Here is a 14,331-nt window from a genome sequence, read left to right as displayed (position 1 = left end):
AATGGAAGCAATTCGGATCCCACCCGAAGAAATGAGCTTGAGTGCGATTCGCGCCCAGGGCGCGGGTGGGCAAAACGTGAACAAGGTGTCAAGTGCGATTCACCTGCGTTTTGACATTGCCGCATCCAGCCTGCCCGAAGACGTGAAAGAGCGTCTGCTGGCCCTGCATGACAGCCGCATCACCAAAGACGGCGTGTTGGTGCTCAAGGCACAGCAGCACCGCACGCAAGAGATGAACCGTTTTGACGCGCTGATCCGCCTGCATGAACTGGTCAACAGCGTGGCGCAGCCGCCCAAAGATCGAAAACCCACCAAACCGACACGCGCCTCACTCAAGCGCGTGCGCCAGGCAAAAACCCAGCGCTCGCAAACCAAGGCCACACGTGCCCGGGTGTCGCATGAAACCTGAAGGGTTCTTCAAGGCCAGCCTGGCGCTGGCCCGGCTGGAGGCTCACTTCTTTTTGCACTACCCAAGAATGCTGATGGCCGCCGCCGTGGTGGTGCTGATTCCGGCCCTGTATGTGTTGATTTACCTGACCAGTGTGTGGGACCCGGCGGCCAAAACTGGTGCCTTGCCGGTGGCCATTGTGAATCTGGATCAGGGCCTGGAATATCGCGGGCAGGCTTTTAATGTGGGGCGTGACCTGGCCCAGCGCCTCCGACTCAAACCGGCCTTTGGGTATGTCGACGAGGCCGACGAGCAAAAGGCACGACATCAAGTGCGTTCCGGTGCCTTGGCTTTTGCCCTGATTGTGCCCAAGGATTTCAGCTCCAACGCCATTCCGGGTGCGCAGGCAGGAGCCGGCAAACTGGTGATTTTTACCTCTGAGGGCAACAGCTACCCGAGTGCCGGCCTGGCCCGGCGCTTTGCCGAAGACCTAGGCCGTGAAGTGAATCAAAGCCTGAACGAGCAACGCTGGGCGTTGGTGCTGGCCGATGCTGCCGGCTCACAGCGCAGCCTGGTGCAGTTGCAAGACGCCGTGGCCCAGTTGCGCCACGGCGCCACTGAACTGGCGGGTGGCGCACAGCAGTTGTCCCATGGCGCCGAACAGCTAACGCGCGGCGCAGTTCGGCTGGATCAGGGTGTAGGCCAGTTGGGTGCTGGTGTTAAAGAGCTGGGTGGTGGTCTGCGCAGCATGTTTGCCCAACGCCCCAGAAACTCCGATCTGCGCCGCCTGGACGAGGGTGCGCAGGCGTTGGTCATTGGCCATGACGAATTGGGCAAGGGCTTGACTGAGCTGCAACTGGGTAGCACACACCTGCAAAAAAGCATTGACGGGTTTCGTGAGGAGGCTGACAGCAGCCTGTTTGTCGCGACCCAAGTCAAAGACGGCTTGGGCCAACTGGGGCAGGGCGTGGCGACGCTGGATACGGGTCTGAAGAGCGCCGTGGTCGGGCAACAAAAACTCAGTGATGGCGCTGTGCAGCTCAACACCGGTGTGGGCACACTCACCACCGGCTTGCGCACGCTCAACGCCGGGTTACGCACCATGGTGACCGAGTTGCCAGACGACAGCAAACTGGATGAACTCAGCCGTGGCGCTGGCGCTTTGAGCAGCGGGGCCAGCGCGCTCAAGCAGGGCACCGTGCAAGTCATGCAAGGCGCGCAACACTTGGCCGGGGGGCTAGACTTGTTGGCGCAAGCGCTGCCTGCAGCGCCTAAAACCATGGACGGCAATGCCCAGGGCTTGGCCAACTCGGTGCAGCCCGCCGTCGAAGTGGCAGCACCTGTGCAAAACAATGGCAGCGCCTTTGCCGCCAACATCGTCCCCGGTGCCTTGTGGCTGGGCGCGAGCCTGGCGGCTTTCCTGATTCGCATGCGTTCGCTACCGCTTCAGGCCCGGTATTACCCGGCTTTGGCGCGGGTGGTGGGGAAAGTGGCTGTGCCCATGGTTCTGGTGTTGTTGCAAGCTTTGCTGGTATGGCTGGCAATGCTGTGGGTGCTGCAGATTCATGCCGTACACAAGGGCGCGCTGGCTTTGATTTTTGCCTTGGCAGGGGTCACTTTTTTATGGATAGTGTTTGCCTTGACCCGCGCTTTTGGAGATGCCGGCAAGGCGCTGGCACTGATTTTTTTGGCGGTGCAGTTGTCGTCCTCGGGCGGCATTCTGCCGGTTGAGCTCAGTGGCGGGCTGTTTGCCAAAATGAGCCCCTATTTGCCCATCACCTGGGTGGTGACGGCCATCAAGGCGGCGTTGTTTGGCGCCTTTGACGGCCATTGGCAGGGCGCTTTGCAATGGGTGCTGCTGTGGGCTGTGTTGGCGGCACTGGCAGCGAGCTTTTTGGGGCGTTGGCGCTTTGTGAGGCCGTCCGCGCTGCGGCCTGTACTGGATCTATAAAACATGGCAATTCAATGGTTTCCCGGGCACATGCACCTGACGCAAAAGGCCATCGCCGAGCGCATCAAAAATATCGACGTGGTGATTGAGCTGCTTGATGCCCGCTTGCCTGGCTCCAGCGCCAACCCGATGCTGGCTGAGCTGACGCAAGCCAAGCCCACGCTCAAAGTGCTCAACAAGCAAGACCTGGCTGACCCGCTGCGCACGGCAGAGTGGTTGGCGCACTTCAACGCCCAGCCCGGCACAAGTGCCATTGCGCTGGATGCCAGCATGACCGCCCCGGCCAAGGCGCTGGCCAAAGCCTGCCGCGAGCTGGCCCCCAACCGCGGTGGCATGGTCAAGCCAATGCGGGTGCTGATTTGCGGCATTCCCAATGTGGGAAAGTCGACCCTGATCAACACCCTGGTGGGCAAACGCGCCACCAAAACCGGGGACGAAGCCGGTGTCACCAAACTGGAGCAACGCATCAGCCTGGCCGACGATTTTTACCTCTATGACACGCCCGGCATGCTGTGGCCGCGCATCATCGTGGCCAAAAGCGGCTACAACCTGGCGGCCAGCGGCGCGGTGGGGCGCAATGCGTTTGACGAGCAAGAAGTGGCGCTGGAGCTGCTGGACTACCTGATCGCCCACTACCCGCAACTGCTGGAGGCGCGTTTCAAGTTCGAAGGCGTGGCCACCATGACCGACGAACAGCTGCTGGAGGCCATTGGGCGCAAGCGCGGTGCGCTGCGGGGCGGCCAACAGATCGATCTGCAAAAGGCCGCCGAGATTGCGATTTATGACTTTCGCGCCAGCGTGATGGGACGCATCACCCTGGAAACGCCCGAAGAATTTGCCCAGTGGCTCAGTGCCGGGCAAATGCTGGATGCCGAGCGTCAGGTGAAAAAAGATGCAATTGAGCTGGACCGCAAAATCAGGTTCAAGAAAATCCCGCGTCCGGATCAGCGTGGTGAACGCTGAGTTAGTCGCCTTCGTGCAACGCCAAATCCGAGCACGGGTAGGCCACGCAGGGCAGCACATAGCCTTCTTCTTTTTCTTCTGAACTCAAACCCGGCCATTCGATCTCATACCGCACTTGGCCGCTTTCGAGCTTGCCAAAGCAGGTGCGACAGGTGCCGTTGCGGCACGAACTCGGCCAGTCAATGCCGCCTTGCTCCAGGGAGATCAGCAAGGGCTGGTTGCTCCAGGCGTCAAACTGCTGGCCATCGGGTTGGGTTTTGCCAATAAAAAGCGCGGGAGTTTTGACGTGGCTCATGGGTTTTATGATAAAAATGTGCCTCTAGCCCAATAAATAAAAGCGCAAGAAGCTATAAAATATATAGCATAATTTTACCCTTAAACCTGATGTCTGGTGTTTTGTATGTCTTTGAATCTGTCCGTATTGCCTGAACTGAATGACCCCAATCCGCTGATTTTGTACCACGGCCGCAAATGCCCGGACGGTTTCGCCGCGGCGTTGGCGGCGTGGCTGTATTACGGTGGCCGAGCCGAGTTTGTTGGCCTGGACCATGGCGATGTGACCTCGGTCGATGATTTGCCAGCACTGGCTGGCCGTGCGGTCTACATTCTGGATTTTTCATTTGCCGAACACATCCTGCACGCCATTGATGAGCGCGCCGCCAAGCTGGTCATGCTTGACCATCACCTGAGCGCAGCTGAAAAACTCACCGGCTTCAAGTGCCGTTGTGGCGTGGTTCACTTCGACATGAAAAAGTCAGGCGCGCGACTGGCCTGGGAGTTTTTTCACCCAAGCCAACCCGTGCCGGATTTGGTTCGTTTTGTGGAAGACCGCGACATCTGGGTCTGGCAATACCCCGAGAGTGCCGGCTTTTTGGCCGCGCTTGACATGGAAGCCTTTGAGTTTGAGCGCTGGCAGGCCATTGCGAGCTTTGATGCCGCACAAATGGCGCTCTACATTGAGCGTGGTCGCGCCATGGACGACAAATTTTCCAAGCTGTCAGAGCTGATCGCAGAGGGCGCAACGCCCATCGTGTTCAACGGGGTGACGGGCCTGATGGTCAATGCGCCCGGCGTGTTTCATAGCCTGGTGGGCGACATGCTGTGCAAAAAATCTGGCACCTTTGCGTTGCTCTGGACCGTCGATAAAAGCGCCGTAGTGAAGTGCGGCATGCGCTCCAAGCCCGGCTTTAACTGCATTCCACTGGCCTCCAGCATGGGCGGCGGTGGCCACGCCCAGGCTTGCGGTTTCAAGATGCCTTACCAGCGGCTGCCAGAGTTATTGGCGGGCACTTTGACAGCTGACGCACCTGCTTCACTTGCCGTGACTGACTAATCAGTCCACGCCAAGCAACTTGGCCAGCGCATCGGTGTCCATGGCGCCGTTGTTGCTGACGATTTCGCCCGTGCGGCGATTTTTGGCCACGATGAAAGGCACCGAATCTGCACCCAGACTGCTCAGCAACTGGGTGTTGCTTTTGATGGTCTGCACCAGTTCATCTGAAGGGCTTGAGGCTGCCATGCCGCCAGTGCCTGCCAACAGCGATTGCTCATGCGCCGTCATCGTCTCAGCCGGGTTGGCAGCAGACAGCAGCGCAGCGGCTTGCGACAGGCTCTTGCCGGTGTTGAAGGCAATTGGCACCCAGATAAATTTCACTTTGCTGTGAAGCGGGATAGATGATTGCCACAAGTGGCCGCAGTGCGGGCATTGGGGGTCAAACAGCACATAAACAGCCTGTGCGCTCATCAAGGCGCCCACGGTAAAACCCTTGCCGGTGGCAGCCACCTTGTCATAGCTGGAGCTGCTGATCGCAGCCACAGTTGTTGTAGCGGCGGCAGGTGTTGTGGGTGCATCCTGTTTGGAGCAGGCGCCAAGAGACAGCACAAGCGCGGTGGCCAGGGAGAGGGTCAGTGCGGTTGATTTCAAGTGGCTTCTTTCATACAAGTTGTGGAGAAGCCTATTTTGGCAGCGAAATCCGCCTCAAGTGGCGGGCGGGGTCACTGGCCGAGGCGCTTTTTCCGGTTAACGGTGTTAGTCTGACAACGCGGCTTGCGCGGCAGCCAGCCGGGCGATTGGCACGCGGTAGGGCGAGCAGCTGACGTAATCCAGTCCGATGCGGTGAAAGAACGCCACTGAGGCTGGGTCGCCGCCGTGTTCGCCACACACCCCGGTCTCGATGCCGGGGCGCACGCTGCGGCCTTTTTCGACCGCCATTTGCACCAGCACCCCGACGCCTTTTTGGTCAATGGAGCGAAACGGGTCATGCTCGTAAAGGCCGCGCTTGAGGTACTCGGGCAAAAACTTGCCGGCATCGTCGCGCGAGAAGCCCAGCGTCATCTGTGTCAGGTCGTTGGTGCCAAATGAGAAAAACTCGGCGCAGCTGCCAATGCTGTCGGCAACCAGCGCGGCACGCGGGGTCTCAATCATGGTGCCCAGCGCATAGTCCAGGGTTTCGCCACGCTCGGCAAACACCGTGGCGGCGGTGCGGCGAATGACCTCGGCCTGGGCGTTGAACTCACGCACCGTGCCTACCAGCGGCACCATGATTTCAGCCTTGACGTGCACACCCAGTGCCCGGACGTTGAGCGCGGCTTCCAGCACCGCGCGGGTCTGCATTTCGGTGATTTCCGGGTAGCTGATGCCCAGCCGACAGCCCCGGTGGCCCATCATGGGGTTGAACTCGTGCAGCTCTTCTACCCGCATCTTGATTTTGCCCAGCGGCACGTGCATCTCGGCGGCCATGATGCGTTGGTTCGCATCGTCATGCGGCAAAAACTCGTGCAGCGGTGGGTCGAGCAGGCGGATGGTCACTGGCAGCTCATGCATTTCACGGAACAAGCCTTCAAAGTCGCCGCGCTGCATCGGCAGCAGCTTGGCCAGAGCCTTGCGCCGACCAGCTTCGTTGTCGGCCAGGATCATTTCACGCACCGCCAGAATGCGCTCGCCTTCAAAAAACATGTGTTCGGTGCGGCACAGGCCAATGCCGGTGGCACCAAAGTTGTGGGCTACTTTGGCGTCAGCCGGGGTGTCGGCGTTGGCGCGAATTTCCAGGCGTTTGTACTTGTCAGTCAAGGCCATCAGTGTGCCAAAGTCGCCACTCAGCTCGGCGTCTTTGGTGGCAATTTTCCCCTCAAACACCTCGCCGCTGGAGCCGTTCAAAGACAACCAGTCGCCCTCGTGGTAGACCGCATCGCCCACCGTCATGGTGCGTGCTTTCAGGTCAACATGCACGGCACCAGCGCCCGAGACGCAGCATTTACCCATGCCGCGCGCCACCACAGCGGCGTGTGAGGTCATGCCGCCACGCGCCGTCAAAATGCCTTTGGCCACACTCATGCCACGCAGGTCTTCGGGTGAGGTTTCTTGTCGTACCAAAATCACAGCTTTGCCGTCTTTGGCCCAGGTTTCGGCCTCATCGGCAAAAAACACGATTTGCCCGGTCGCCGCGCCGGGCGAGGCGGGCAGGCCGCGAGCGATCAAGGGTGCAGCCCGAAGTGCCTTGGGGTCAAAAATGGGATGCAGCAACTCGTTGAGCCGGTCTGGGGCGACGCGTTGCAAGGCCGTTTTTTCATCCACCATGCCTTGCTTGAGCATTTCCATGGCAATGCGCACCATGGCAGCACCCGTGCGTTTGCCGTTGCGGGTTTGTAGCATCCAAAGCTTGCCCTCCTGAATCGTGAATTCCAGGTCCTGCATGTCCTTGAAGTGGTTCTCCAAAAGGGTCTCAAAGTGCAGCAACTGCTGGTAAATCTGGGGCATCAACTCTTCCAGGGACGGGTAGTGGACGCGGCGTTCGTCCTCATGCACCAGGGCCAGTTCGGCCCAGCGGCGCGAGCCCACCAGCGAGACCTGTTGCGGCGTGCGAATACCCGCCACCACATCTTCACCCTGGGCGTTGACCAGGAATTCGCCATTGAACAGGTCTTCCCCAGTGCCGGCGTCGCGCGTGAAGGCCACGCCGGTGCCACTGCTGTCGCCCAGGTTGCCAAACACCATGGCCTGCACGTTCACCGCCGTGCCCCAGCTGGCCGGGATGTCGTTGAGTTCGCGGTAAACCTTGGCACGCTCGTTGTTCCAGCTCTCAAACACCGCCCACACCGCGCCCCACAATTGTTCCCAAGGGTCGGTCGGAAAGTCGCGCCCAATGCGCGCGCGAATCAGTGACTTGAAGCGCTGCACCAGTTCTTTCAAGTCCTCGGCGTCCAGGTCGGTGTCTAGCTTGACGCCGCGCTTGTCCTTAAGCATCTCGATGATGATCTCGAACGGGTCGTGCTCTTCTTTCGACAGGGGCTTGAGGCCCATCACCACATCGCCATACATCTGGATGAAGCGGCGGTAAGAGTCCCAGGCAAAACGTTCGTTGTTGGCCTTGCGCGCCAGGCCCATCACGGCGTCGTCGTTCAGGCCCAGGTTCAGGATGGTGTCCATCATGCCGGGCATGGAGGCACGGGCACCTGAGCGCACCGACAGCAGCAGCGGGTCATCTGCGTTGCCAAATTGCTTGCCCATTTCCTGCTCGACGAAGGCGACACCTTGGCGCACCTGCTCATGAATCAAGGCCAGCACGGCATCGCGGCCAAGCTCGGTGAAGGCCGTGCAAGCCTCGGTGCTGATGGTGAAGCCCGAGGGCACAGTGATGCCCAAGCGGCACATCTCGGCCAGGTTAGCCCCCTTGCCGCCCAGCAGGTTTTTCATGTCGGCAGCACCTTCGGTGCGGTTGCTGCCAAACAGGTAGACGTATTTGTGTGAGGAATTCATGCGCAGCCCCTGAGTTGCTTTTTTGACTCAGTGCAGTATCTGCCTCTGCCAAGGTAGGGTCAAGAGCAACCGCAAAGGCAGACTAATCTGTGCATATTTGAGCCAGGGCACATGGCGGACAGGCACCCTGGCAGGGTGTCAGGCGAGCGGCGGAATACGCAGTTTCTGGCCCGGGTAGATCTTGTCCGGATGGCTCAACATGGGCTTGTTGGCCTCAAAAATGGCCATGTACTTGTTGGCGTTGCCGTAGTAGGTCTTTGCAATGGCAGACAGCGTGTCGCCTCGCACCACGTCGTGAAACTGCGACTCGGCGGCAGGTTCAGTGACCGCCAGCAGGTTTTCCACAGACGTCACGCCGCTCACATTGCCGCAGCACAATGCGGCCTTCTCACTGGCTTCCTGCGAAGGCGCGGTACCTTGAAGGTTGACCGTGCCGGATGCGCCGTCAAACGTCACAGCCAAAGCCTGCAGCCCGAGGTTTTGCGCTTCAATGTAGGTGGCTATGGCTTGTGCTGCCGCGGCGTTGAGTTCGGCCAGATTGGCTTTGGCGCTGTCGCTGCTGGCAGCACTGGCGGCAGCGGTTTCAATCTCTTTGTGGCCAAACAGTTTTTCGCCGGCTTCCTTAATGAAACTGAACATTCCCATGTGATAACTCCCAAAAATTGAACGCCCAAAATCTGGGCGGGTTCAATGTAGTGGCAAAACCCGCGCGGTGCCAGCCTAAAGTGCCAATTGCGTCACAGACCGGGAATCATTTTTTTGCAGGAATCAAAGCGCCAGCGTCAGGCTCAAATGCCGCGTTGACGACCTGGTTGCGTCCCTTGTTTTTGGCTTCGTACATGGCGTCATCAGCTTGCTTGATCAGGTGCTGATGGTCCGGGTGGCCGCTGTACAGGGCCACGCCAATGCTGGCGGTCACGTGGGTCACACGTCCTTGGCCGATGTTGAACGCGCTGCTTTCAAACCGGTGGCGAATGTTCTCTGCCAGGCGCAAGGCGGCTTCTTTGTTGACTTCCACCAGCAACACCAGCAACTCTTCGCCGCCGTAGCGAAAGATAAAGTCGCCATTACGCACGCAATTCATCAGCAAGTTGGCGGCCTGTTGCAACACCATGTCACCGACATCGTGCCCATACTCGTCGTTGACGCGTTTGAAATGGTCCAGGTCCAGCAGCAACAGGGCAAAGCTGGATTTTCGGGTTTGAGCCACTTGCATTTCACGGTTCATCACAGCGGGCAAAAACCGCCGGGTAAGCAAGCGCGTCAGGGTGTCACGGCCGTTTTCGGCCTCCTGGTGGCGCTCAAACAGCGAAGACAGATGAAATTGCAGGGTTTTCAGTTCGGACTGCAAATCTTGAATCAGGACATCGCGGGGGCGAATCTCCATGCTTGGCGCGCGCAGCATGGGCAACAAGGTGTGGTCCACGCGGTCAATGATGGCGCTGATTTCTGCCACTTCCGGGTCACGGTCGAAGATGCCTGCCGCTTTGTGGTGAAACCACAGTCCAAACTCCGATTTGCCCAGGCTGGGCAAGGCATCGTTGCCGGTGGAGCGGTGCAGGCTGAACATCACCTCCTGGCCCCATTCCATCAGCACGGCGCGTTGGCGTTCGCGCTCTACAGCAATGTTTTGCCCCACCGAATAAAGCCGGTAGGCCTCGTCTTCGCGGGCACTGCGCTGGCTGTTGCGCTCATAAGACGCGCTCATCAACTCCATCGCCAGGTCAATCAACTGACCCACATAGGAGACACTTTTCTCGAACAGGCCGAGGTCATCAAACTGGGGCGCGAGCGCCGCGCTCAAGTCCAGCTTGATCAGCCTGGCGCCGCGTGCCACCAGATGCACCGGCACCTGGATGCGTGCATGCACCTCACCCACCAGTCGTTGGTGCGCCACCACGGCATTTTCATCCTGCAAGGGGTGTTGAAAAATTTCATTGAACCAGCGCATCATGGAGCCATGCAGGCGCGTATGCACTGCCTCATGGTCCAGAAAAACCGAGGCCTGCGGATGCCCCATCATGTAGGCGTAGAAATGGTCAGCCAACAAGTGCCGGTTGTCGGCCACGGTCTGGGCGACTATGGCTTTGCAACTGTCAGGGGTAGATTGCACGATAAAGCGCCAATCAGCTTCGGCTGAAGGCGACGTGCCGAGCGAGGGGTTTGAGAACATGAATGCGTTACTTTTTTAGGTTGACCGACGACGTGCCCAAACTGTAACAGTCTGATTTTCAGGGTCAAGCCGATAGCCCGGCATTCACTACACCCAACACCCCAAGATGCGCCTTATGTCACGTAAATCAGACCGCAGTTGCTGCTGTTTTTGCTTTTGCCGTTGCGGCGCGCGGTTTGCGAACCGCTGCACGCGTGCGCTTGGCAACGGTCACAACCACATTGTCGCCAGCAATCTTGCCGGCCAGGTGGGCCGATTTTTGCTCGATCTTGCTGGCCAGGGCGCTCAGTGCCACAACACCGGGCAGAGTCGCCTGGGCCAGGTTGCTCAGCACGTGCGCGCCAGTTTTGTCTTCCAGACGGCTGGCCTGCACGGACATGCTGTGCACACCGGCGTCTGCGAGTTTGACCACCTGATTGACGACACCTTGTGCGCCGCCTGCTGTGAGCGTCAAGCCCTTGAGGGTGTATTTGTGCAGCAGTTGTTGCACCACGCCAGCGTTTTGGGCCACACCAGCGGCCAGTTTTGATCGGGATTGTTTCAATGCGCTGTTCCAGCGCCGGTCCAGCAGGTTGACCACGCGCTCACCGCCCGCACTGTAGGCATGGATGACGTTTTTGACCGTGTTGCCATAGGCATTGATGACGTGGCAGGTCACGGTAGAGAGTTTTTTGGCGCTCATGATTGCTCCTTTAAAGCGATTTTCAATGGGCCAATTGTCGGGTTTTCCCTTAGTAAATGCACCCTAACGGGCTAGAGTGTTGCGTCCAAAATCTGGGGGGAGGTGCCGATGCTGGCGACGCTGGCAGCGTATTCGTACTTGCTAATCGATCATAATTTGACCAAGGGAGTCGGGTGTTGAATTCATACAGTTGTATGGATGACGTTGCTGGCGCCCGCACCTTCAATGAACCACCTCTCCCAATTTCCGCCGCCCAAGTCTGGCACTTGGCCACGCCTGTTGCTGGTGGGGGTCGTTTACTTTTTGCTCTGGATGGCCGCCTGGTACTCAGCCAGGTTGCATGATCAGCTCGGCGCTGCCAGTTTGTGGTTTTTACCGGCTGGGTTGCGTTTTGCGATCATGTTTGTGATGGGCTGGCGCGGATTGTTGCTGGAAATGGTCACGGTACTGGTAGTCAGCGCGTTTCAATACGTGGCGTCTGGTTCTGCATGGCCTCAGGCGCTGTCGGCACAGATGTTCTGGCTTCTCCTTGAGTGGATGACACCAGTGTTTGCCTATGCGGTGGTGATCTTCCCCTTGCGAAGTTGGATGCGAAGCCCGTTGGACTTTGCCCGTCCCTTACACAACGCCCTGTTTCTTGGCGCGGCACTGGTCTCAAGCACACTGGCTGCCTTGGGGGGCACCTTTGGGCTCACCCGAATTGGCGCTGTTAAGGCTGAGCAGTTTACCGAGGTCGTGACAACCTGGCTGACTGGGGATTTCATTGGGATCATCACGTTTTCGCCTTTGCTACTGGTGGTGCTTTGGCCAGGGTTGACGCGCTATTTGCAGCAAGGTCACTGGCCTTCCAGGCGCTCACCCACGGCACTGAATAACCTCGCAGAGGTCCAGGTTGTGTTGATGTCGGTGCTGGCGCTACTTGTGGTGCTGGGTGTGCCCTGGAATTTTGGCCTGACGCGGCATCTGCCATTTTTTGCGCTGTTGCTGCTGCTACCCCTGGCCTGGGGCGCCCTGCGCTGGGGTTTGCGCAGCGCGGTGCTGACGGTGGTGGTGCTTGAGACGGGGCTGGTGCTGTTGATTGCGCTGGTGGGTCAAGAGGGCATGGCGCTGCGATATCAATTGGTGATGATGGCCATCGCGCTGGTCGGCTTGTGGCTGGGGGGTGCAGTGGAGGCCCGAAACCGCGTTTTGCAGCGTTACCGCGATTTCGCCAACGTGTCCAACGACTTGCTTTGGGAGGTGGACGCGCAGGGTCACTTGCTTGAGGTGAGTGGACGGTTGGCAAAATTTGTGCCTATTTTCAAAGGACAGGCTTGGCAACAGGTGCTGGCGCAAGGGTCACCATCGCATTTGGCAGCGCTTGAACGCACCTTGGCACGGCAGCAGCCGTTTCATCATCTGGAAATTGCACTGCTCAGCCGTGGTCGCCCACCGCGCTGGATACAGCTCAATGGACAGCCGGCTTGGGGCGATGCGGGTGAACTGCTTGGCTACCGTGGCACGGCCATTGATGTCACCCGTGCCCGGCGCGCGAGAACCTTGCTGCGAAGCTACAACAAGGAGCTACTTGAACAAGTTGCCGAGCGCACCCATGAACTGTGTTTGAGCAACATCGCGCTGGAGAATAAAAAACGCCATCTACAGGTGCTGCTGGCTGCAGCACCGGTGGGCGTGATGGAGTTGGACGAGGCGGATGCCTGCCGCTACCTGAACACCAACGCTTGCCTGCTGACGGGGTTTACCCAGGAGAGTGCACAAGGCCGTGCGCTGCTGGATTTTGTGCATGCTGAAGATCGAGCTCTGGTGGCGCAGGCGTGGCGCGCCAGTCGGCAAAGCGAGGGTGTGCAGGGGCTGGAGTTTCGGTTGCAGCAGACACAGGTCTGGGTCTGCGCTGGCTGGATCAGCCTGAACCCTGCCGACGCCGCGTTAACGGGCACGCTCCTGGTGCTGACCGATGCCACCGCACGACGCCAGCATGATGAAGCGCTGTGGGCGCTGGCACACCACGACACGCTGACCAACTTGCCCAACCGCAGCCTGTTCAAAGACCGCTGTGATCAGGCTTTGAGCCTGGCCAAACGTCAGGCGCATTGTGCGGCCGTGTTGTGGCTTGATCTGGACGGTTTCAAGGCGGTGAATGACGGCCTTGGCCATGCTGCGGGCGATGCGCTGCTGCAACAGGTGGCGCAACGCCTGAAGAGCCGTATGCGTGACAGCGACACCGTGGCGCGCATGGGCGGTGACGAGTTTGCAGTGGTCATGCCGGACATTTTTGACGCAACGCAGGCGCAGCGCCTGGCCACGGAATTGGTTGCCCAACTGGCGCAGCCTTTTGACTTGTCCGTGGGCATGGTCCATATCTCAGTCAGTATTGGCGTGGCCGTGTACCCGCAAGATGCCAGCACGGTCGATGGCTTGATCCGGTGTGCAGACTTGGCCATGTACAGCGCCAAGCGCAGTGGCAAAAACAAGGGCCAGTCCTGGCAGGACAGTGGTCTGGCGCCTTTGGCGTGACCGGCCTGATCGCCTACTCCAGCTAATCCTTGAACTCAGGCTTGCCCATGTTGCCCATCATGGCCTCCTGCCGGTCGCTGCTGAGCAGCACGGCGGCGTTCCAGGTGGCCACATGGTTCAAGCCATCGGCCACCGTGTGGTCGCGCGCATAAGTGATTATTTCCTTGACACCCCTGATGGATAAAGGCGACTTTGAGCAAATCGATGCAGCAATCTCGCGCACCCCCGCACGTAAAGCCTCAGGCGAGCCAAACACGCGATTGACCAGCTTCATTTGCAGCGCCTCGGTTGCGTCAAATTTGCGCACGGTGTAGGCCAGTTCCCTTGCCATACCCTCACCAATCAGTTTGGGCAAGCGCTGCAAGGTGCCCACGTCAGCCGTCATGCCGATGTCAATTTCCTTGATGCCGACACGCTCAGACCTATCCTCGCCGGAGGTGAACAGTCGGACTTCGCCCGCCAGAATGGCCGCGCGGGCCTCAGGTGTGGCATCGACCCATTTGAAGGCTTGCAGAATCTCACGCCACATGGCCAGGTTCATGTCATTGGCTTTGTCGGGCCGGTTCAGGTTGATGGAGGCGATGTGATCTGCCAGGGGCAAGGTGGTGTCACCCACGGCGCTATTTTTTTGATTGCGGCTTGCGTTTGTTCCATCTGGGCCAGAGGCCGATTTTGTTTGTGACTTGTCGGGCATGGGTGTCGTGGCTACGGCCAGCGAAATCGCAAGTTCCAGGCCCAGGTTGATGGCGCGCGTCGCGAAAATTGCACCATGCCATCGCCGCTGTGACGGTGTATCAAACGGGTGACCCTAAGTTTCACCGTTTGGGCCTGAGCATGGAATTGACGTGGCAGCGAAGGCGACCCTGCACTTTGTCGCAGCAATGCCGGTGAACGATTCGCGCAC

12 protein-coding genes are annotated in these 14,331 nt (G+C 59.2%); 5 read left to right on the top strand and 7 right to left on the bottom strand.

All coding sequences use genetic code 11. From position 1 onward, the window contains the following. Position 1 precedes the first annotated feature (1 nt). From arfB to ylqF, 3 genes are read left to right on the top strand one after another with little or no spacing between them, the layout of a single operon-like run. Positions 2 to 409: an alternative ribosome rescue aminoacyl-tRNA hydrolase ArfB gene (gene arfB / locus PHQ58_RS07765; protein ID WP_300109380.1), complete on the top strand. Its 408-nt coding sequence runs from the start codon at positions 2 to 4 to the stop codon at positions 407 to 409. Then, a complete protein-coding gene (locus PHQ58_RS07760; protein WP_300109377.1) occupies positions 399 to 2,339 on the top strand; it encodes a YhgE/Pip domain-containing protein in 1,941 nt (646 codons plus the stop codon). Before arfB ends, PHQ58_RS07760 begins: the two co-directional genes overlap by 11 nt. A gap of 3 nt (positions 2,340 to 2,342) precedes the next feature. Beyond that, positions 2,343 to 3,302 (top strand): ribosome biogenesis GTPase YlqF, encoded by a 960-nt coding sequence (gene ylqF / locus PHQ58_RS07755; RefSeq protein WP_300109374.1) that lies wholly within the window; start codon positions 2,343 to 2,345, stop codon positions 3,300 to 3,302. A gap of 1 nt (position 3,303) precedes the next feature. On the opposite strand, the gene PHQ58_RS07750 is transcribed toward ylqF, so the two are convergent. Beyond that, entirely contained in the window at positions 3,304 to 3,597 is a 294-nt protein-coding gene (locus tag PHQ58_RS07750) for a 2Fe-2S iron-sulfur cluster binding domain-containing protein (RefSeq protein WP_300109371.1), read from the bottom strand. 105 nt (positions 3,598 to 3,702) lie between these two features. Between PHQ58_RS07750 and PHQ58_RS07745 the strand changes: the two genes are divergently transcribed. Beyond that, positions 3,703 to 4,635: a DHHA1 domain-containing protein gene (locus tag PHQ58_RS07745; RefSeq protein WP_300109368.1), complete on the top strand. Its 933-nt coding sequence runs from the start codon at positions 3,703 to 3,705 to the stop codon at positions 4,633 to 4,635. On the opposite strand, the gene PHQ58_RS07740 is transcribed toward PHQ58_RS07745, so the two are convergent. From PHQ58_RS07740 to PHQ58_RS07720, 5 genes are all read right to left on the bottom strand, one after another. Continuing rightward, entirely contained in the window at positions 4,636 to 5,226 is a 591-nt protein-coding gene (locus PHQ58_RS07740; RefSeq protein WP_300109365.1) for a thioredoxin fold domain-containing protein, read from the bottom strand. Between the two features lie 105 nt (positions 5,227 to 5,331). Continuing rightward, positions 5,332 to 8,058: a pyruvate, phosphate dikinase gene (gene ppdK / locus PHQ58_RS07735; RefSeq protein ID WP_300109362.1), complete on the bottom strand. Its 2,727-nt coding sequence runs from the start codon at positions 8,056 to 8,058 to the stop codon at positions 5,332 to 5,334. A gap of 138 nt (positions 8,059 to 8,196) precedes the next feature. Next, positions 8,197 to 8,703, bottom strand: coding sequence for a peptidoglycan-binding protein LysM (lysM, locus tag PHQ58_RS07730; protein ID WP_300109360.1), 507 nt, complete (start codon positions 8,701 to 8,703; stop codon positions 8,197 to 8,199). Between the two features lie 106 nt (positions 8,704 to 8,809). Beyond that, on the bottom strand, positions 8,810 to 10,231 hold the full coding sequence (locus PHQ58_RS07725) for a diguanylate cyclase (protein WP_300109357.1): 1,422 nt from the start codon (positions 10,229 to 10,231) through the stop codon (positions 8,810 to 8,812). Between the two features lie 127 nt (positions 10,232 to 10,358). Then, positions 10,359 to 10,913, bottom strand: coding sequence for a hypothetical protein (locus PHQ58_RS07720; RefSeq protein ID WP_300109354.1), 555 nt, complete (start codon positions 10,911 to 10,913; stop codon positions 10,359 to 10,361). 225 nt (positions 10,914 to 11,138) lie between these two features. On the opposite strand from PHQ58_RS07720, the gene PHQ58_RS07715 reads away from it, so the two are divergent. Then, a complete protein-coding gene (locus PHQ58_RS07715) occupies positions 11,139 to 13,427 on the top strand; it encodes a diguanylate cyclase (protein ID WP_300109351.1) in 2,289 nt (762 codons plus the stop codon). A 22-nt stretch (positions 13,428 to 13,449) separates the two neighbouring features. Here the strand turns inward: PHQ58_RS07715 and PHQ58_RS07710 are convergent, their stop codons facing one another. Next, entirely contained in the window at positions 13,450 to 14,043 is a 594-nt protein-coding gene (locus PHQ58_RS07710) for an enoyl-CoA hydratase-related protein (RefSeq protein WP_300109348.1), read from the bottom strand. Positions 14,044 to 14,331: the final 288 nt, after the last annotated feature.

The sequence above is a fragment of the Rhodoferax sp. genome (assembly GCF_028688795.1).
Classification (GTDB): domain Bacteria; phylum Pseudomonadota; class Gammaproteobacteria; order Burkholderiales; family Burkholderiaceae_C; genus Rhodoferax.
The sequence above is the reverse complement of the archived record's forward strand: the minus strand, read 5'-3'. Positions and strand labels throughout refer to the sequence as shown.